This window comes from Pelistega europaea, assembly GCF_013133775.1.
Classification (GTDB): domain Bacteria; phylum Pseudomonadota; class Gammaproteobacteria; order Burkholderiales; family Burkholderiaceae_B; genus Taylorella; species Taylorella europaea.
This window is the reverse complement of record NZ_JABGBO010000001.1, coordinates 173,378-193,643: the sequence shown is the minus strand read 5'-3', so window position 1 is coordinate 193,643 and position 20,266 is coordinate 173,378. Positions and strand designations below refer to the sequence as shown.

Below are 20,266 nucleotides of genomic sequence, written 5' to 3'. Positions count from 1 at the left end.
CCTATATCTTATCTCTCAGATATGCCGCAATAATGTTTTGCCAAACCAACAAAAACGCCCGCAGCTGTACTTAAAATTTCATCATTAAAATTATATTTTTCATTATGCAAATAGGCACAATCCTCCCCATTACCAACGAAGAAGAAACAACCCGGTACTTGCTCCAAATAAAACGCAAAATCCTCTGCTCCCATTGTCGGCATATAATCAAGTCTCTGTAGAGGATGGTCTGGCATCACCTTTTTTGTCGCCTCAAGCACCACATCTGCATATGCTGGAGGATTACACAAAGGAGGAACAGAATGTTTAGCTACCATACTGTACTCAGCTCCAAAAGCCAGACAATTCCCTTTAATGAGATTCTCTAAACGTCCCGCCAACTGTTCCCGACTTTCAGGGGAATCGCTTCGAATATTAATCACAATATTTGCCTGTTCAGGGATGATATTATCAGCACTCCCTGCATGAAACTGACTTACCGTAATCACACCATGTTTCAAGGGGGACTTACTTCGTCCAACTAAACCCTGAGTTTGTTGCACAATATTGGCCGCCACATAGATGGGGTCAATCGCCAAACTTGGCATAGCTGAATGTCCTGCCTTTCCCTTGATAGTCACATCAAACGTATCATTCCCCCCCATTGCACTATTTGGCTTAACAAAAACTAATTTTGCTGGAAATCCGGGACGATTATGATAACCAAAAATTGCTTCTACTCTAGGGTTATCAAGCACTCCCTCTTTAACCATCTTTTCTGCCCCATTCCCTCCCTCTTCTGCTGGTTGGAAAATGAGTTTAATCGTTCCCTTCAATTCTGCCCTATGGTTTGCTAACCAACGAGCAGCCAACAACAAGGTTGCTGTGTGACCATCATGACCGCAAGCGTGCATCTTACCATCATGTTGAGAGGCATACTCCAAGCCCGTTTTCTCTAAAATAGGCAAGGCGTCCATATCTGCGCGAAAAGCAATACAAGGGCCGGGAATATCGCTCTGCAAAAGTCCTACAACCCCTGTCCCTGCGATACCTGTTTGAACCTGAAATCCCAACATCCGAAGTTCTTTCTCCACCAACTTAGAAGTACGGTTTTCCTCATACTTTAATTCAGGATGTTGGTGAATATCATGACGCAAGTGTATTGCATATTGAATTTCCTCTTGAGTGAACATACAACCTCCATATTGAAAAAAGCTCATTGGTAGGAAATAGCATTTATAAAATTTACCTTTGAGCTTATTTAAAGAAAAATTATTTTCAATACGTTGTTTAACCTAGAGCACGCAATTTTGTCAATTCTTCTTGGGCAACATCAATACGTACAAGCGATTTTGTGACCAATATTTGTGCAATTTTGTCAATTTCGTCACCTACTGCCCCTGCCATCATAGCAATATTTTGTGCATGAAGTGACATATGCCCTTTTTGAATACCTACCGTTGCTAGGGATTTAATAGCGGAAAAATTCTGTGCCAACCCGACAGCCGCAATAATCCGCGCTAAATGATTGGCTGTTTTAACACCAAGAATAGTTAAGTTCGCTTTTGCCATAGGATGTAATTTAGTCGCTCCCCCAATCAAACCCACTGCCAGAGGAATTTCAATAGAACCCACCAAATTACCTTGCTTATCCATCTCCCAATGTGTCAAACTACGGTAACAACCTTTACGAGCAGCATAAGCATGTGCCCCTGCCTCAACTGCTCGCGTATCATTACCTGTTGCCAGTACCACAGCAGAAACCCCATTCATAATTCCTTTATTATGTGTGGCCGCACGATAAGGATCAAAATTAGCAAAGTGGTAGGCGCTGATAATGCCATCTCTCACTGATTCTCCTCCAATTGCTTCGCAGGTCCAGATAGCTCGTGCTCGAGCGACACGTTTATCTGCTAAATTAGACAAAATTCGTAGATATACTTTACCTCCAGTCCAACTTTCAATATGAGGGGCTAATTTCTCTGCCATCGTATTCACCGCATTAGCTCCCATCGCATCTTTGGTGTCCACGATTATATGGGTAACTACCATCACTCCTGATGGTGTATCAATCACCCGAACCTCAACATCTTGGAATCCCCCTCCAAATTTCACAAGGATAGGATCGCATTCATCACATATGGCTTTAATCTTTTCTTTGCTCTCTAAAATAATCGTCCTACAATACTCTGGATTAGGTATATCAACCAACTGAATTTGTGCAATCATCAAAGACCCAGACATTGATGTGGTAAATCCTCCACTGTCATAACATTGACGAGCAGCATTACACACAGCAGCAACAACAGAAGACTCTTCTGTTGCCATGGGGATTAAGTAGTCCTCTCCATCAATTTTCATATTTGTGGCAATTCCTACTGGGATATTCATTGTCCCAATCACATTCTCAATCAGATGATCAGCTAACTCAGCAGGTAAATTACCTGTATTCTCATATAGGGTCACAGTTTGTTCATCAAGTTGACTAAAAGACTGAACTGCAGCTAATCGACCTTTAATTCCCAATTTATGAAAACCAGAAATACGTGAATTTTTATCCATTTATTGTCTCCTGAATATTTAATTAAGTTCCATTAGATTAGGTAACCATGTGACTAAGTTGGGGAACATCGCGAAAAGAATTAATGCCAAAATCTGTAGCAGTAAGAAAGGCACAACACCACGATAAACAACCCCCATATTAAGATGAGATGGTAATGGTCCTTTGATATAGAATAAGGTATAACCAAAAGGAGGGCTAATGTATCCTGTTTGAATTGTGATTGCAAACAGCACTCCAAACCAGATTTCATCAAATCCAAGCATTCTTACAATAGGAAGAAAAACAGGAACAGTCAGTAAGATGATGCCAATTTCATCCAATACCGTTCCCAGAAAAATTAATATCAGCATCATGCATGCCAAAATTACATAGGGATGTACATTAAGCTCCTTAATCATTTCTAGTAGCGTGTCCGCCCCACCTAATCCGGTAAAGATGGCTACATAAGCCTTTGCTCCTATCGTGATCCAAAGAATCATAGCACTGGCTTTAAGTGTTTCCACAGATGCATCTTGTAGACTTTTGAAACTTAACTTGCGCTTAAATAAGCCAATCAGTAATGCACCCACTACTCCCACAGCGGCAGCATCAGTCGGAGTCGCAGCCCCTGTAAAAATAGATCCTAAAATCAAAGCAATCAATAAGGCAGGCAGAATAATACCTTTAAGACTTTTCATCTTTTGTGAAAAGGGAACAGCCCCCTGTACTGAGGCAGGAATATGTCCGGGCTTAAAATAAGCCATATACAAAATATAGAGAATGTACAATGCTGCCAATACAATTCCGGGAGTAATTCCCGCTATTAGCATTTTCCCAATAGAGACCTGTGCAGTAACCGCATATACAATCGTTAGTACAGAAGGAGGAATAAGAACTCCCAATGTTCCTGAGGCACAAATAGTCCCTGTAACAAGTTCCGGGTTATAACCTCGCTTTAACATTTCCGGCATTGCGAGTAGTGCCATAGCCGTAACTGCTGCCCCCACAACCCCTGTCATTGCTGCCATTAGAACACAAATAACCACTGTACCAATTGCTAGCCCACCTCTCAACCTACCGAACCATATTTCCATCACATGATAAAGTTCTTCGATGATTCCCGTGCGCTGTAAAATACCCGCCATTAGAATATACAAGGGGATGCCCAGCAAGGACTCTGATCTCATCGTATCAAAAATCTGTAAAAGCAAAATGACTACAGCATCCGCATTCCATAATGTCACGGTAATAAGTAATGATAACCCACCTAACACAAAGGCAATAGGAAGCCCTGTGAACATAAATAGGGTTAAACCTAAAAACATGACAATCAGAATTTCATTTGAACTCATACCTCATCCCCCACACATAATCGAATCATTTCAGCAAGACTTTGTAGCCCTAACATGATTAATGCCAGAGGAATTGCAAACTTTGTTGGCCAAATAATAGGATTCCATGCCGAAAAACTCGTTTCTCCATATTGGAATGAGTCTAATGCAGCAGGATAGGCGTAATAGAATAAAATAGAGCAAAAGATAATCACTACTACATACGAGAAAAAATCTAACCATTTTTGCAATCTGAGGGATAGCTTATTTTTAATAATATCCAGATTGACATGACCTTTTATGTGTAATAAGTATGCCCCACCTAACAAAAAATAAGGTCCAAACAAAAGGGTCGCTAACTCCAACCCCCAAACAGTTGGAGCATTAAAAACATAGCGACTAACTACCTCATACATCATTGAAAAAACAATAACAAAAATCAAACTTGTCGATAAATAGAATAAGCTCTTATTTATCATCGTCACAACTTTTACAAACCCATGTACTAATGCCAGCATTTTGCCCTCAATACAATAAAAATATCTGCTTAGAAATAAAGGGTTTCTCATGTCCACCTCAAGACAAACAAGAAACCCTATTGAGGATTACAGCAAACCCAGTTCTTTCATAAAGGCAATTTGGCTTTCCATCATTTTGACCGCCAAAGGATTGTTTTTGGTTGCATCCTTCCATGCTTCAATTGCTACAGCACGGCCCTTTGTAATATCTTCAATGGACAGAGAACTAACAGTTACCCCTTTTTCTTTAAAACCTTTTAACGCTTCATTATTAGAGACAAGATAATGTTGACGTAAGGCTGAAGAAACCTCTCTGGCAGCAACAGCAAGCGCTGCTTTGAAAGAGGCAGGTAATGCATCATAGGCTCGTTTATTTGCAACATAACTTGTTGCTGTTGTTGGCTGGTGAGGACCCGGCATAATAATATACTTAGCAACATCGGCTAGACCGGATTCGTAATTAGCCATCAAGTCTCCCCGGTCTGCCAAATCAATTACCCCTTTATCTAGGGCTGAGTAGACTTCTGCAGTCACTAGCGGCGTTACCGATACACCTAACTTACCCATGACCGCTGATGCTAGTCCGACAAAACGACCTTTCTTATTCTTGAAGTCATCTAAGGAGTTAATGGGTACCTTAGAATGAATAGGCTCTGCTCCATAGACGGTAGGGGCAATATAAAAAAGTCCTGCAGGAGCATAAGCTTGTCGTGCTAAGTCTAGACCTCCCTTTTCATAAAACCAAGCTTCGTATTGATCCGATTCAGGAAAACCAAAAGGTACTGTACTTGTAAAGGCTAAGGCTGGAATTTTCCCTGCTTCGTAACCATCAAAGGTTTTCATCATTTGAAATGCTCCACCCCTCACCGCATCAAATGCCTGATTAGCTGGTACCAATTGCCCTGCTGAATATAACTGAATTTGAAATTTATTATCCGTCAACTCAGCTACCCGCTTTACAAAAATTTCCTCAAATTTTTGTGGTGTAGTTCCTCCATCCCACAACGATTGCATTTTCCACTTCACGGCATCTTGTGCTTGTGCTATAGCTGGAAACGCTAATGCACCAGCCCCCACTACAGAAGTACTAGCCACTTTTTTTAGAAAGGAACGTCGATTTTGCTTCATAACTGTCTCCATAATAATTTATATTCAAAACAAAAGAATTCGTCTCGAATTCTTTGTTATAACTAGAATATTTACTTGTTTTACCTTGATAGAAAAGGTACAGTTATAATGTTTTTAATAGTTACTGTACCTATTTATTTATAGGTACAGTTTTGTGCAAAGCGACATTTTTAGATAATGAATAAGGTAAATCAATTAGTTAACTTTTTTGAAGATGCAATAAAACAAGAACGGTTCAAACCCAACCAAAAACTTATGTCTATTCGTGCAGCTAGCGATTTCTTCAACGTATCCAAAAACACTGTCGTTGATGCCTACGATCGTCTCGTTTCTTCAGGGGTAATTAGAGCCAAGCCGGGATCTGGTTATTTTGTGAATTATCCAGTAAACCGTATCATCTCTCAAGAGAAAAGTCATCCTCGAATTCGTCAAGCTCTGGATTCCGCCTCTCTTTTGAAAGAACAAATCAACCCCACACTAAACATCCGTGTCGGAGACGGTCGCCCTCCTGTACAATGGATAGATCAAATTGATTTTGACATGCGAATCAAAATTCCCACCAACAGTAAGTTCTCTTATACACCTCCCATGGGATTCTTACCCCTTAGAGAAGTTTTTTCTCAACACCTTTATGAAAGAAACATTCAAGCCTCCCCATGCCAAATTATCACCACTTATGGAGCTAACCATGCGATGGATCTCATTATTAAGAACTTTCTCTCTGCAGGGGATACCGTCTTTGTAGATAGTCCCGGCTATTATCCTTTGTTCGCTAAACTGCGCTTATACAATATCCGTTATATTGGGATTAACCGTCTAACGACAGGTCCTGATATAGAAGAATTAGAGGAAAAAGCCATTCAATACCGACCTAAATTATTTTTTACACAAACTCTAGGACATAACCCAACAGGAGGGGCAATAAATATTCCCACACAGTATCAAATTCTAAAAATTGCAGAAAAATTTAATTTTTATTGTGTAGAAAATGATGCCTTTGCAGACCTCTCTCCTGCCAACTCCCCGAGAATGAGTGCCCTAGATCAGCTTGATAGAGTAATTTATATTGGTACATACTCTAAAACCCTGTCGGCAAATTTTCGTATCGGTTTTATTGCCGGTAGCGAAAAAATCATTAACTCCATCGCCAACATAAAAATGTTGACTATCGTAAACTCTTCAGACTACCTTGAAAGATGGCTACACAATATTATGACAAATGGTCAATATTTACGTCATATCAGGCGATTAAGATCACTTGTCGAAGATTCCACACAAAGAGCCGTACACCAATTTACCCAGTTGGGATTACATATCCCTTTCAGGTCGGAAGGATCATATTATGTATGGGTAGAGCTTCGTGCACAAAATGATGTCGATATAGCACAAAAAGCAGCAGATCGTAGTATTTTCCTTGCTCCGGGAAGCCTTTTTTATCCAGACAAAAAAGGTAACCATCCTGCTGCTTTACGCGTTAATGTTGCCTACGCTTTAGCACCTGAATTTCTTGATTTCCTGCAACAGATTCAGGCTGAGTAGCCTTACCGATTGAAAAAATGACCAATAAATAATGTATATTACACCTTACTCATCTTGTTCAATAGACACACAATAAATAAACCTAGTACACAAATCCCATCAATGAGTAACCCTACACCCTCACTCTCGTCTCAAACTTACTGCGGTGGGTCGCAAAAAACGTCCTCACATTTCGTACCTGATGTTGTGCGGTAAAAAGACGATTAGCCAACTCATGGTAAGCATTCATATCAGGTACTTGTAATATCACCATAAAATCTGGACCACTAGATACTCGATAACATTGCAATATGGCGGCTTCGTTCACCAACAGTTTTTCAAAGGCACTAAACACCTCTGACGATTGTTGCAACAAATTGATTTCCACAATCGCCGTCAAACTAGGGGCAAGTTTACCGGCATCGAGTAGAGCAACACGTTTTTGAATAATCCCTTTTTGCTCAAGTTGCCTCACTCTACGCAAGCAAGTGGGGGCAGAAGCAAATACTTTTTCCGCCAACTCTTGATTAGTCAAGGAAGCATCTTTTTGTAATTGCTCCAAAATACGTTTATCTAATTCATCTAAATCCATTACTCATTCCTCATGCACACAACAAACACGCCCCTTTCATCGACTTATTGTTCACCAAACTATTTTCATCAACACTTTCTTAATTATGCAAACACTTCCTACTCGCTAGTAGGATAAATACCTAATACGCTCATCATTCCACAAGATGAAAACTTAGAAAATCAATCGCATACAATCATGGCACTATCTTTTTTCCTTGTTCGTACCATACACGCAAACGCCTCAACCTTGAACGTGCCCCATCCTTTCCCTCTTCCCAATAATGAAATTTAATTTCATAAAAATAATTATATTTTAAATAATATTCCACAAAGAAATCGAATGCAATATTTAAAAAGAAAATGCATGATTTTTGATTTTATTTTTCACTGCTTTCATGCACAATAAGCAGAAAGTTTTTCCTGTAAGGAGTTATTTATGTGTGGAATTGTTGGTGCGATTGCACAAAGAGATATTACCCCTATTCTTGTTGAGGGTCTAAAGCGTCTTGAGTACCGTGGTTATGACTCTTGTGGGGTCGCTGTACATATGGACGGAGAGCTCCGTCGCACACGTAGTACTAAGCGTGTTGCAGAACTGGAAGCTCAAGTAAAACAAGAGGGTATTCATGGTTTTGCTGGTATTGCCCATACTCGTTGGGCGACTCATGGTGCCCCTGCGACCTACAACGCTCATCCGCACTTTTCTGGTCAAGACAAGGGTTCTCCACGTATCGGCCTAGTACACAACGGTATTATTGAAAACTACGAGGAACTACGTGCTGAATTGACAGCGCAGGGTTTTGTTTTTGAAAGTCAAACCGATACCGAGGTCATTGCCCACCTTATCAATCACCTCTACAATGGTGATTTATTTGACACTGTACAACAAGCAGTCGCTCGTTTGACAGGTGCTTATGCCATTGCCGTGATTGCTCGTGAAGAGCCTCACCGTGTGATTTGTGCTCGCCAAGGCTCTCCTCTCGTGATTGGTCTTGGTAACAACGAAAACTTCCTTGCCTCTGATGCGCTTGCACTAGCTGGTACTACTGATCAAATCATCTACCTTGAAGATGGTGATATTGCTGACTTACAAGTCTCTAAAGTATGGATTGTGAATTCCGATTTGCAACCCGTTGAACGTGCTGTACATACTGTTAGTGCTTACACTTCTGCCGCTGAGCTAGGTCCTTATCGCCACTATATGCAAAAGGAAATTTTCGAGCAACCTCGTGCAGTTTCTGATACTTTACAAGATGTTGACAATATCGTGCCAGCTTTATTTGGCAAAGAAGCTGAACAAGTGTTTAAAGACATTGACAATGTGCTTATTCTTGCTTGCGGCACTTCATTCTACGCAGGGATGACGGCTCGCTATTGGATTGAATCTATCGCTAAAATCCCTGTCAATGTTGAGATTGCAAGTGAATATCGCTATCGTGACAGTGTACCTAATCCTAAAACCCTTGTTGTCACTATTTCACAATCAGGGGAAACGGCCGATACCTTAGCAGCACTTAAACACGCTCGCAGTCTCGGCATGGAAAACACTCTCACTATTTGTAATGTCGCCAGTAGTGCGATGGTGCGAGAGTGTAAGTTGAACTATATCACTCGTGCAGGTGTTGAGGTGGGTGTTGCCTCTACCAAAGCATTCACGACACAATTAGTAGGCTTATTTATCCTCACCATGTGCTTAGCCAAAGTCAAAGGGACGTTAGCACCTGAAAAAGAGGATTCTTATCTTAAACAATTACGCCATCTACCTACAGCAATTAGTGCTACTCTCGCATTAGAGCCACAAATCATGGCGTGGGCGGATCGTTTTGTGAGTAAAGAAAATGCACTTTTCCTCGGACGTGGTATGCATTACCCTATCGCCTTAGAAGGCGCTTTAAAGCTCAAAGAAATCAGTTATATTCACGCCGAAGCCTATCCGGCCGGTGAGTTAAAACACGGGCCGTTGGCGCTCGTCACAGAGGCAATGCCTGTTGTGGTGATTGCACCCAACGATGAATTGCTTGAGAAACTCAAGTCCAATATGCAAGAGGTGCGTGCTCGTGGCGGTGAGTTATATGTATTTGCGGATGCAGATACTCATATTGTGAACAGTCCTAATATGCACGTCATCCGTATGCCTGAACACTATGGCAAGCTCTCACCTATTCTCCATACCGTAACCTTGCAATTACTGGCTTATCACACTGCCGTATCACGTGGTACTGACGTGGATAAACCTCGTAATTTGGCAAAGAGTGTAACGGTAGAATAAACCACCTCTAGCATCGGAGCATGGTGTTTCCCATCATGCTCCCCTATTCCTGTCTATCAGGGAAACTTTAAAACTAAAAGAAACTTTAAAACAAAAAAGTTACATTACTGCACCAATACAGGTAATTCCACAATATAAAGGGGAGAGTATTTCACATAGGACAGGAATTTTTTGATTACCCTCTTGTCAAACCCCATACAAACAGCGTAGTATATTTCTTTACGACTTATTTTTACCAACAGGAGTTAGGAGTATGAGTACTCACGAGACAAATCAAAGTGTTGCCCAAAATGATTTGGACTATGTTTTTCATTCTTGGTCTGTACAAAGCCAATTAAAACCAGCTGCTTTTAAAACAGGGCATGGTTGCTACCTAGAAGATTTTGAGGGGAAACAGTACCTTGATTTTAGCAGTCAGTTGGTCAATACCAACATTGGACATCAACATCCTAAAGTTGTTGAGGCAATTAAAAAACAAGCTGAATTACTTACCACTATTGCACCTGCTCATGCCAATGCAACTCGTGGCTTAGCTGCCAAGAAAATTCTTGAAATCGCTCCTAAAGGCTTCAAAAAAGTTTTCTTCACCAATGCAGGTGCTGATGCTGTTGAGAATGCTATTCGTATGGCTCGCCTCTACACAGGTCGTCGCAAAGTACTCTCAAGATACCGCTCATATCACGGTAATACAGGTGCAGCTATTAATGCAACTGGTGATGCACGTCGTTTTAATAACGAGTTTGCTACCGACCATGTTCACTTTTTTGGTCCCTACCTCTATCGTTCAGAATTCTGGGCAACCAATGAAGCAGAAGAGTGCGAACGTGCTTTACACCACTTACGTCGTATTGTTGAATGCGAGAACCCTGCTAATGTGGCCTGCATTCTTTTAGAGAGTGTTCCTGGTACAGCAGGTATTTTTGTTCCTCCTGCAGGTTATGTGCAAGGGGTTCGTAAGCTGTGTGATGAATACGGTATTGTCTTAATCCTTGACGAAGTAATGGCAGGTTTTGGTCGCACAGGTAAATGGTTAGCCCAAGAACACTACGAGGGTGTCGTACCTGATTTAATCACTTTTGCTAAAGGTGTAAACTCAGGTTATGTTCCTGCCGGTGGTGTGATGATTTCTGAGAAGATTAACGACTTCTTCAATGACAAGATGTTCCCTGGTGGTTTGACTTACTCTGGACACCCATTAGCTATGGCGGCGATTGTTGCCACCATTGATGCAATGCGTGAAGAGGGGATGGTAGAAAATGCGGCTAAAATGGGCAGTGAAGTTCTTGGCCCTGGTCTTAAAGCCCTTGCTGAGAAACATAAAACTATCGGTGAAGTGCGTGGTCTTGGCTTATTCTGGGCTATTGAATTAGTTAGTGACCCAGCAAAGAAAACCAAATTTACTCCTGCACAGATGAATCAAATAAAAGCACTATGCATGGAAAAGGGTTTATTGCCATTTATTGCAGAAAACCGTATTCATGTAGCTCCTCCTCTTATCATTACAGCAGAAGAATTGCAAAAAGGTCTTTCTATTCTTGATGAAGTGTTGACTGCCGTCGCCTAAATCAAGGTATGATTAGTTCAAAAAGAGGTGAAATCTTATTCACCTCTTTTTTTATTTCTCAGTGTATTCACCTAACCACATTAGACGAACTACATTAGACATATCGCCCTCATCTCTATGCTTATCATCAAAGAGCTATCACTGATTAATAATTGAGCTGTTTATTCATCAATGTACTGAGCAAACATTCTTTATCTAACGAAGATACAACAACGCCTCTAGACGGTTAGTTAACTTATCCGCCACATCTTGCCAATCTGCCTCTACACCCATAGTCTTCATATCTACTGTAGGTAGTCCTGCATACCCACAAGGGTTAATACCATAAAAAGGGCTTAAATCCATTTTGACATTGAGTGCCACCCCATGATAAGTACAACCATTGCTCACTTTAACCCCTAAAGCAGCAATTTTAGCTAGTTCGCCTTGAGAAGAAGAAAAAGGTGAGTGAACAATATTTTTATCTGATTGTAATGAGGCTGCATTTTTCAATGGTACATACACGCCTGGAGCCCCATCCGTGCGTTGGGCATTCATAATACCAAATTGCGCCAATGTCTGAATTACCGCTTCTTCTAAAGTTTGTACATACTCTCGAACAAATAAATGCCGACGATGCAAATTAATTAATGGGTAAAGCACTACCTGACCAGGCCCATGATACGTCACCTGACCACCACGATTACTACGAACTACAGGTATACCATGAGGATTAAGAATATGTTCAACCTTGCCAGCCTGCCCTAGAGTATACACAGGCTTATGCTCTACCTGCCAAATTTCATCAGGCGTATCAGACGTACGTTGCGCAGTAAACTGGCGCATAGCATCAAACACTTCTTGATAGTCCGCCAGCCCTTCTATTCGTTTAATTTGCACCATACCCATAAAGATTTTCCTGCATATTAACAAAAAACCTCCGTTATGCACCGACAGAAGCATCCTTTACAAGCACTATCGCCTAATAGGAAAACCTCTTAATTGACATTGCACACGGAGGATATGTGTATCAATGATACATCCAAAAACTATAAAACAATCTTCACCAATTCATGCGCATGCAACGCACGATAAATATTGTCGAGTTGTTCACGGGAAGTTGCACGCACAATCAAGGTCAGTCCGATATAGTTTCCTTTAGAACTAGGGCGCATTACCACTGCCTCACGGTTAAAAACAGGGTCATGCTCTAGCACCAATGCCTCTAGCATATCCAAAATATCAGGATGAGAGTGAGCCATCACTTTAATAGGAAAATCAGATGGATACTCTATAAGAGACTCTTCAGGAGGAATCTCCTTAAGTCCAAAAGGATTATTAATGTCAATATTTTTTAAGTCACTCATAGTGCTGCTAACACCTCATCATACGCTTTGCGTAGTTTCCAGAACACAGGGCCAGGAACACCCTCACCAACTGGTTTGTTATCATAGGTTGTAATTGCCACTACCTCACGCATAGCTGCTGTCAATAGCAACTCATCAGCATTATCAACCTCCGCTTTTGTAATATCTCTTTCTTCAAAAGGCACACCAACTTTAGCTGCCAGCTCCATTAAGAAAGGATAACGAACCCCTTCTAGAATACGATTATCGCGTTTAGGGGCTAGTAAGACACCATTCTTAACAACCCAAATATTTGCTGAAGCACCCTCTGTCAATAAACCGTCTCTGAATTGCACAACGTCTTGAACGCCATGAGATACAGCATATTGCTTAGCCAATACATTACCAAGCAATGAAACCGATTTAATATCGCAATGCAACCAGCGTTCATCAGGAAAACTTAATGCTTTAACACCCACGGTACGCTCTTGTTCTGTTAATCGTTTGAATGGGGATGTCATGGCAAAAATAGTAGGAGCAACAGGAGGATTAGGGAAAGCATGGTCACGTTTTGCTACACCACGAGTCACCTGCAAGTAGACATAGTTGTCTTCCCACGGCGATTTCTCAACCATACCACGCATTAAATCTTCCCAAAAAGAGGCATCCTTACCTGTTTGAATACTCACCTTATCCAAACTACGCATCAAGCGAGCCACATGCTCTTTAAGACGAAAAGGTTTACGGTTATACCCTGGTACAACCTCATAAATACCATCACCAAAAATGAAGCCTCGGTCAAGTACAGAAATTTTGGCCTCACTTAAAGGAATAAACTCCCCGTTAAGGTAAACAATAGAATCTTGAGTAATACCTTGAATAAAAAAATCAGTCATTTTAATAACACACAAAAAACTATGGGTACACGCACCCATACAAACTATCATCCACTAATATAAGGACAACGTCACAAAACTCAACGCTTGCCCTTACATAGTAAAGCCCTCCTGAATAGAGGGCCATAGACTAGAACATGCGTACAACCTTGTCCCACATACGACTAAAGAAACCAGCCTGTGGTACATCATTGAGAGCAACTAAATCATCTTGTTTAATGATTTTGCCATTAAGGGCAAACTGCACAACACCAACAACTTCACCCTTAGCAATAGGAGCCACAAGATCTGGCTTTAATTGAGTTAACATCTGTACATTCTGCTCTTGGCCACGTGGCACCGTCACTACTACCCCGTTTTTGGCGCTTAACTGAACATTTTTAACAGTACCTTCATAAATGCGAGGAGCAAGTAGAGGCTGCCCTACTGGAGCGATTACATTGTCTACGAAATTTTGATACGACCAATCTAGGAGCTGTTGGCTGATTTGCTCACGCTCTTTCATGCTCTTGGTACCCATAACAATGGCAAGAACACGACGACCATCACGTAATGCTGTAGAAATTAAGCAATACCCAGCATCATCCGTATGACCTGTTTTCAACCCATCAACACCAATATTGCGTGAAAGCAATCCATTGCGGTTTTGCTGACGAATATTGTTATAGGTAAACTCCTGTTGACTGAAATAATGATAATAAGATGGGTGATCTTTAATAATATGTTGCGCTAATACCGATAAATCTCGTACCGTGGTATAGGTCTCTGGTGAAGGTAAACCAGTGGGGTCTGCAAAATGAGTATTCACCATACCAAAGGCTTGTGCCTCTTTGTTCATTTGGTCAACAAATACCTCTACACTACCTGATACAGCCTCAGCAAGTTGCACAGTAGCATCATTACCTGACTGTACAATCATGCCTTGAAGTAAGTCACCAACTGCCACAGGAGTATTGACCTTAATAAACGTACGCGAACCACCTGTTTTCCATGCACGTTCAGACACTGTAATTTGTTGATCTAATTTAAGACGTTGACTATCCAATGCAGAAAATACCAAACTAGCTGTCATCAATTTAGTCAAAGAAGCAGGTGATAGACGCTCATCTGCATTTTGTTGAGCAATAATCTGACCACTAGTGACATCAAGCACCATCCAGGCTTTAGAATTAACCGCTGGAACGATAACATTAGAAAAACTTTGTACGGTTGGCGTTTCAGGTGTAGTGACAGCAATACTAGAACGGGAAACATTTGCAGGTGTATTTACTGCAACAGCACTTGCAGGAGAGCCAACACTCCCAGCAGAGGCATTGACCATACCACCCACAACAGCACCCCCAGCAGGCACTGTCACTTCATTTTTATTAGAAAACGCATTAAAAGCAGCATATCCGCCACCTGCTACTACTACAGCAGCAATCAAAATAATAGGAAGTTTACGAGACATACAATAGAGAAATTATGAAGTTAACAAACCGCTAACATTATAAAAGCCCAAAGGGGGTTTATGATAGATGAGCCCTCAATAATTTACAAAGTGTTTAGTTTTATCGTTAAAAACACAACGCCAAATACAGCAGGTTAGAGTAAAATAGCGATGTTTCTGAATAGTGTCAGCATCTTTCTGATTGGCAATATTCGCATACACTTTTGGGATGTTATTGTGTTTAAATTCTTTCTTGGTTTGGTCATTATTAACCTTTTCCTTTTTGGTCTAGGAGCTGGTTGGTTTGGGTTTAAGCCCAGCGAAGTAGAAATTGGTGCCCATACTAAAGCACCAACGGAGTTCCGTCCTCAGGCCATTCGTTTTACCAACGAGTAAATGGTAGTTGCTTGAATAATAGCAACAAATAGCTCCCCAAATAACACCTCTTCTTACGCCAAATAATAGCAAAGCCCACATAGGCCACAACGATGATACTAATAGGAGCTCACCTTATGCACACAGAAAATGTTTTTTTCGATGGTTTAGCAGGAAAAATAGAATGTGCTATTGATTGGCCTGATACATCCCCTATTGGTTGGGCATTATGCTTACACCCACACCCTTTATTTGATGGGACTAACACCAACAAGGTTGTCACTACGCTTGCTCGTGCTTGCGTGCAACATGGCTTAGTGGCTTTACGACCCAATTTCCGAGGTGTTGGGCAATCTGAGGGAAATTTTGATCACGCTCATGGTGAGACGCTAGATATGTTGGCGTTGGTAGAGCAGTTTCTGGCAACACATACAGAGTTTCAAGGTATGTCCTGGGTATTAGGTGGATTTTCTTTTGGAACAGCCGTTGCTGCACAGTTGTATGCTGAGATTGAGGATAGGGTAAATGACCAAGAATCCCTTTCTTTACCAACACAACTTATCTTATTAGGCCCCGGTGTCTGGCGCTTCTCCTATCGTGAAGTGACACTCCCCTCCGACACCTTGTTAGTGCATGGGGAAAAAGACGATGTGATTCCTCTGGCGGATGCTTATACATGGCTCAAAGACCGACAACTCCCGATTACTGTAATTCCAGATTCAGGGCACTTTTTTCATGGAAAGTTAGTGATGCTAAAAGCGATTATTCAAAAGCAGTTGCGGTTGATGAGGGGGTAAGCTAGTTGCTGGATTTTATTCTCTCCTCTGCAACAACAAGACAAATAGTTTCAAGAAACAATTTTATGAATATGATAATTCCAAACAATTATGAGCGTTTCATCAAATGTTCTAAATGAGCATGATTGATGCGTTTAGACTTCCAGGGGATTAGGTCAGCCAAATGCTCTCCCTGCCATAACTTGTAATAGTTAATCTGTTTTTTGGATAGCACTTCTAGCGGATTTGAACAATTATTAAACTTTGTCTTAAATTCATCTTGACTATTTGTATTAAAGAAAACATCAACAGAACGACAGTTTGTCCCTCTTAAAATTTCATCTTCAAAATTCAGCGTCTGCTGTAGTAAATAGTAGGGAATATGATTTTTGTCGAGGAAATTGAGGTTTTCTTTAAATCGGTTGATATTACCTATTTGATCGGTATCGTAAACAATAATTAGAATACTCCCTTTCATATTAGCCAGAAATTTCAAGATTTTCTGATTCCATAAATTAATTTTGCGTGTCTTTCCCTCATACAGACTGCTTAATAATTTTATTTCTGTCTCTCCCTCAGCAATAAAAACCCGTGGCTTATCACGAGGAATTTTGATAGTAGAAGATGGTGTATTGGATTTACTCATAATCTATTAACTCGTCAATAAGCCCTGTGTTGGGGATTGTGTTAAAGACATTATTCTTAATGTAGTTCAATAAAGAACGATCATTCTTTTTGAATTGTTGCTCAGGATGAACAAAGATAGCCTTGTCTTGCTGTTTTGCCAGAAATACAAAAGAATGAATAGGTAAGTTCATATCCAACACATCATAATTGTGTGTCGTATAAAAGAATTGGCTATTCCTTCCCAATTTCTGAATGATTAAATTCACAATAGCCTGCTCTATTTCCGAGTGACTATACGCCATTTTTTCATCCATGAAGAAAGAAAAAGAGTCCTTACTATGCTGCTGCTCAATCACCCAAGATACAAAACCTGCTACTTGAATAGCGTCATAAGTCCCTTTTGATAGACGGTTCATATTGATTGCTTTACCTTCTCGATCAATAAGAACACTATCTTTATTCATGAACTTAATACTATAACCATTGACACCAGTATCGTCTCGACTTTCAGTTACTTCGGTAATTGAGGAATCAAAAGTTTGAAGAACTGCTTTGAGGATGTTTTTATTCAGAAAAGCATAGTCATCAATCAAGCTTAGTGAAGTCGAATCGGTGTCCGATAGCAAATACCCCCAGTTTAGGTCGTCTCTCAATGATTGAAAAAAGTCCTCCATTAAAGTCACTGAGGATGTGTGCTGACTAGACAGATACGAGCATTTGTCGGTAAGAGTCGAGGTTGTCGGTGGATTGTTAAAAATACTTTCTACCTTTTGGCGTGCCTTAGCACTGCTATCTCGTTTTCCTATCGGAACGCTGGCGTACTCGAAAGCAGGAATAGTATGCTTGGGTTCTTTGATGAGCTTCAATAAGTGTATGCGAGGCGCTTTCTGGCTTGTTGTGACAAACTCAATACTTAGCGAAGCCACTTTTGACTTATCACTAATATGATCCGATAAAGCCGAAAAATGTCCAGCACATAAAGCGTGCTGAAGATTATTCATGATATTACCTAAAGACGTTTTCCCACTCGCATTTGCACCAGACAGAATACAAACACGCTTATAGCGAAATGATGGGCATTGATCTAAAAACTCATGCTCAATCGTACTGTACTTGACCTCACGTTTAATCGTTAAATCCAATTCCGTATTGTCAAAGCAGTAGTAGTTATCAATAATTAAACGAGTAAAAATCATGATTAAATAATTTCCAAGAGTTGGAAGTTATTTAATCATAGCATAAATGAATTAATTATGTGTATTTCTAGGTACAGATAAACCTTTGGCCAAATCTGCTACGACTTGAGGTTCACATCGCTTAATAGATAAACCTTCCAATATCCTAGAAACTTTACTAATCAATAGGGCATAACTATCCAAATCGATATTATTCACCATATCTTTCTCCTTAAGATTATCGGAATCATTGGGTTTTACACATCACAAAGGTAGTTAATGACAAATTAATCTTCATGCACAGTAAGATCTGTCAACACCAATTGCCCTAAAACTTTATTTTTAACGCTCACATGACATTTAAGTGAAACAATTCCTTCCCCTGCAAAATCATCAAAATTGCTTCTAATCATTGATCGCAACTGAGATTTAAGATTTGCTAAGTTATTCGATAATCCAGAAGAGAAACTTTCCTTATGGATAATTAGGATTGGATACTTCTTACCGCTAAATCCTAAGGTATCTTGCAAATCCAAAATAGAGAAAACTCTCATACAGCCGATGCGTCCTATCTCAAAATCAGAAATAGCATCAGAATATAAAGCTCTACTTTCAAAATTAGGTAACCGTGAAAAATATGGTTCAAGTCCTGTGTCAATACAAATGATGATATCAGGAGAAATCACTAAACTTTCTCTAACTTTTGCAATCTTCCATGGCATTCTATATTGGATACAGATATGTCGTAATTTACGCAGAATTCTTTGAAAATTTGCATCAATAGTACGGCGAGTAATACGACCCAGACTTGATGCTGGCAATGCTTGCAGGGTTAGACATTGTAACTCATATGATTGGGTATCCCTAGCTGCCCGGTCTACAACCTCTGACACTGCACTTTCGTAAGGAGAGATGAAAGTATCTTCTTGTATTCGATAGGTTTCAAAATGTTTTATTTCTTTTGTACCAGAAACTGGTTTAGATAAAAAATTTAAGTATAAAGAAAAACAATTGTTCAGATTTTACTCAGTTATAAAATTAAAAATAATTTAGCCTTGATGCACAAAAAACTCATCATCAATTCCATTATTATAGCATAAACAAATCAAAGATAAAAATCAATAGTTTATTTATATCGTCATCTTTCAGCAAAAATCTCACCCCCTCACCACTCTCCCAAACTCCTCTTTTAGAATCCCCTCCAACACCTCAAACACTTTCAACACTCTGGGTGGTGTCACTGTTTCGTATGGACGGTATAGAAATAGCTGCCACTTTTGAATATCCACCTTAGGAAATAACCGCACGAGTTGCCCCGATTGCAAATAAGGTTCACACAGAAAATCGCTTAATAAGCCCACTGATTTTCCTTGTAACACCGCTTGCAAAGCCGTATAGGTATCTGTACAGAGGAAGTTAATCCGATGTGGTTTGAGTATTTGGCTTGGATTAAGAGGGAAAGGCCATGCACGCCCTGTGCTAGGGTTAATTTGGGCGGCGAAAGGGTAACGTGTTACTAAATCATCTAACGAGCTTGGCTTACCTAGCTGTGCGATAAGTGCTGGAGAGGCTACCAATACATCCCCAATGTCCGTAATTTTTTTAACGATAAATTTATCATCCGGCTGCAAACCAATACGCACTCCGATGTCAATGCGGTGGGTCACGGTATCCAGCTTACTCATCGTATCACGCCAATCAATAATCAACTCAGGATAAGGCGCAAGTGCTGTCAATAATTTCGCCAAGATATTGTCGTTAATCCGCCAGCTTGGCACCGTAATCCGCACCAGTCCCGACATTTCACGCTCCTGCCGCTGCTTCCCCGAAACAAACAGGCGTTCACTTTGTGCTAACAACGCTTGGGCTTCAGGCAAAAAATGCTCACCAAAATCCGTCAATCGTACCTGCCGAGTATTACGCTGAAAGAGTGGTTCACCTAGGTAATCCTCCAACTCCGCAATAACCCGCGTAACCACAGGCGGTGAAACGGCAAGCCGACTGGCAGTTTCCTTAAATTGCAAAGTCTCAGCGAGCGAACAAAAAACGGTTAAAGCCTCAAAGCGATTATTCATTTTATTATTTCATTTATAGAAATTATGAAATAATATTTTATAAATTTACTGGAAATAATTCAATTCCTATAATATGCTCATTCTACGATTATTCTGCCGTTGATAGAAAGCCATATTAAGGAACTCTTATTGAACCTGCACCCCCATAATGGCAAACCATCAAACT

Annotated in this window: 20 protein-coding genes; 5 read left to right on the top strand and 15 right to left on the bottom strand. The window is 40.4% G+C overall.

The genetic code is table 11. The features are described from left to right. Positions 1-8: 8 nt before the first annotated feature. From HKX40_RS00880 to dctP, 5 genes are all read right to left on the bottom strand, one after another. On the bottom strand, positions 9-1,172 hold the full coding sequence (locus HKX40_RS00880) for a M20 metallopeptidase family protein (RefSeq protein ID WP_171587677.1): 1,164 nt from the start codon (positions 1,170-1,172) through the stop codon (positions 9-11). Between the two features lie 97 nt (positions 1,173-1,269). After that, on the bottom strand, positions 1,270-2,541 hold the full coding sequence (locus HKX40_RS00875) for a hydroxymethylglutaryl-CoA reductase, degradative (protein WP_171587676.1): 1,272 nt from the start codon (positions 2,539-2,541) through the stop codon (positions 1,270-1,272). A gap of 18 nt (positions 2,542-2,559) precedes the next feature. Further along, on the bottom strand, positions 2,560-3,873 hold the full coding sequence (locus HKX40_RS00870; protein WP_171587675.1) for a TRAP transporter large permease: 1,314 nt from the start codon (positions 3,871-3,873) through the stop codon (positions 2,560-2,562). Then, the gene (locus HKX40_RS00865) at positions 3,870-4,331 is read right to left on the bottom strand and encodes a TRAP transporter small permease subunit (RefSeq protein ID WP_246233497.1); all 462 of its coding nucleotides are present in this window, start codon (positions 4,329-4,331) and stop codon (positions 3,870-3,872) included. The genes HKX40_RS00870 and HKX40_RS00865 overlap by 4 nt, the downstream gene beginning before the upstream one ends. Positions 4,332-4,457: 126 nt before the next feature. Further along, the gene (gene dctP / locus HKX40_RS00860; RefSeq protein ID WP_246233495.1) at positions 4,458-5,498 is read right to left on the bottom strand and encodes a TRAP transporter substrate-binding protein DctP; all 1,041 of its coding nucleotides are present in this window, start codon (positions 5,496-5,498) and stop codon (positions 4,458-4,460) included. Between the two features lie 177 nt (positions 5,499-5,675). Here dctP and HKX40_RS00855 point away from each other — a divergent pair, with 177 nt between their 5' ends. Next, a complete protein-coding gene (locus HKX40_RS00855) occupies positions 5,676-7,037 on the top strand; it encodes an aminotransferase-like domain-containing protein (RefSeq protein ID WP_171587672.1) in 1,362 nt (453 codons plus the stop codon). Between the two features lie 112 nt (positions 7,038-7,149). Here the strand turns inward: HKX40_RS00855 and HKX40_RS00850 are convergent, their stop codons facing one another. Continuing rightward, the gene (locus HKX40_RS00850; RefSeq protein WP_171587671.1) at positions 7,150-7,608 is read right to left on the bottom strand and encodes an Lrp/AsnC family transcriptional regulator; all 459 of its coding nucleotides are present in this window, start codon (positions 7,606-7,608) and stop codon (positions 7,150-7,152) included. A gap of 417 nt (positions 7,609-8,025) precedes the next feature. On the opposite strand from HKX40_RS00850, the gene glmS reads away from it, so the two are divergent. After that, the gene (glmS, locus tag HKX40_RS00845) at positions 8,026-9,858 is read left to right on the top strand and encodes a glutamine--fructose-6-phosphate transaminase (isomerizing) (protein ID WP_171587670.1); all 1,833 of its coding nucleotides are present in this window, start codon (positions 8,026-8,028) and stop codon (positions 9,856-9,858) included. A gap of 253 nt (positions 9,859-10,111) precedes the next feature. Continuing rightward, positions 10,112-11,422 (top strand): aspartate aminotransferase family protein, encoded by a 1,311-nt coding sequence (locus HKX40_RS00840; protein ID WP_171587669.1) that lies wholly within the window; start codon positions 10,112-10,114, stop codon positions 11,420-11,422. Between the two features lie 195 nt (positions 11,423-11,617). Here the strand turns inward: HKX40_RS00840 and lipB are convergent, their stop codons facing one another. The 4 genes from lipB to HKX40_RS00820 all read right to left on the bottom strand — a co-directional run bounded on the left by lipB (position 11,618) and on the right by HKX40_RS00820 (position 15,093). Then, complete coding sequence (lipB, locus tag HKX40_RS00835; protein ID WP_171587817.1) at positions 11,618-12,304, bottom strand: lipoyl(octanoyl) transferase LipB; 687 nt, start codon at positions 12,302-12,304, stop codon at positions 11,618-11,620. A 146-nt stretch (positions 12,305-12,450) separates the two neighbouring features. Then, positions 12,451-12,768 (bottom strand): DUF493 family protein, encoded by a 318-nt coding sequence (locus tag HKX40_RS00830; protein ID WP_171587668.1) that lies wholly within the window; start codon positions 12,766-12,768, stop codon positions 12,451-12,453. Next, positions 12,765-13,643 (bottom strand): aminotransferase class IV, encoded by an 879-nt coding sequence (locus HKX40_RS00825; RefSeq protein ID WP_171587667.1) that lies wholly within the window; start codon positions 13,641-13,643, stop codon positions 12,765-12,767. The genes HKX40_RS00830 and HKX40_RS00825 overlap by 4 nt, the downstream gene beginning before the upstream one ends. Before the next feature lie 130 nt (positions 13,644-13,773). Further along, positions 13,774-15,093: a D-alanyl-D-alanine carboxypeptidase family protein gene (locus HKX40_RS00820; protein WP_246233494.1), complete on the bottom strand. Its 1,320-nt coding sequence runs from the start codon at positions 15,091-15,093 to the stop codon at positions 13,774-13,776. A 150-nt stretch (positions 15,094-15,243) separates the two neighbouring features. On the opposite strand from HKX40_RS00820, the gene HKX40_RS00815 reads away from it, so the two are divergent. Both HKX40_RS00815 and HKX40_RS00810 read left to right on the top strand, forming a co-directional pair. Next, positions 15,244-15,468: a hypothetical protein gene (locus HKX40_RS00815; RefSeq protein ID WP_171587666.1), complete on the top strand. Its 225-nt coding sequence runs from the start codon at positions 15,244-15,246 to the stop codon at positions 15,466-15,468. Positions 15,469-15,584: 116 nt separating this feature from the next. Continuing rightward, positions 15,585-16,244, top strand: a complete 660-nt coding sequence (locus tag HKX40_RS00810; RefSeq protein WP_171587665.1) for an alpha/beta hydrolase — start codon at positions 15,585-15,587, stop codon at positions 16,242-16,244. A gap of 88 nt (positions 16,245-16,332) precedes the next feature. Here HKX40_RS00810 and HKX40_RS00805 read toward each other — a convergent pair whose 3' ends face one another. From HKX40_RS00805 to HKX40_RS00785, 5 genes are all read right to left on the bottom strand, one after another. Beyond that, positions 16,333-16,869 carry a hypothetical protein gene (locus tag HKX40_RS00805; RefSeq protein WP_171587664.1) on the bottom strand — a complete coding sequence of 179 codons (537 nt, stop codon included), beginning with the start codon at positions 16,867-16,869 and terminating at the stop codon, positions 16,333-16,335. Next, complete coding sequence (locus HKX40_RS00800; protein WP_171587663.1) at positions 16,862-18,046, bottom strand: ATP-binding protein; 1,185 nt, start codon at positions 18,044-18,046, stop codon at positions 16,862-16,864. Before HKX40_RS00800 ends, HKX40_RS00805 begins: the two co-directional genes overlap by 8 nt. A gap of 51 nt (positions 18,047-18,097) precedes the next feature. Further along, complete coding sequence (locus HKX40_RS00795) at positions 18,098-18,247, bottom strand: hypothetical protein (protein ID WP_171587662.1); 150 nt, start codon at positions 18,245-18,247, stop codon at positions 18,098-18,100. Positions 18,248-18,312: 65 nt separating this feature from the next. Next, positions 18,313-18,918, bottom strand: coding sequence for a hypothetical protein (locus tag HKX40_RS00790; protein ID WP_171587661.1), 606 nt, complete (start codon positions 18,916-18,918; stop codon positions 18,313-18,315). A gap of 264 nt (positions 18,919-19,182) precedes the next feature. Beyond that, complete coding sequence (locus tag HKX40_RS00785) at positions 19,183-20,100, bottom strand: LysR family transcriptional regulator (protein WP_171587660.1); 918 nt, start codon at positions 20,098-20,100, stop codon at positions 19,183-19,185. Positions 20,101-20,266 lie beyond the last annotated feature (166 nt).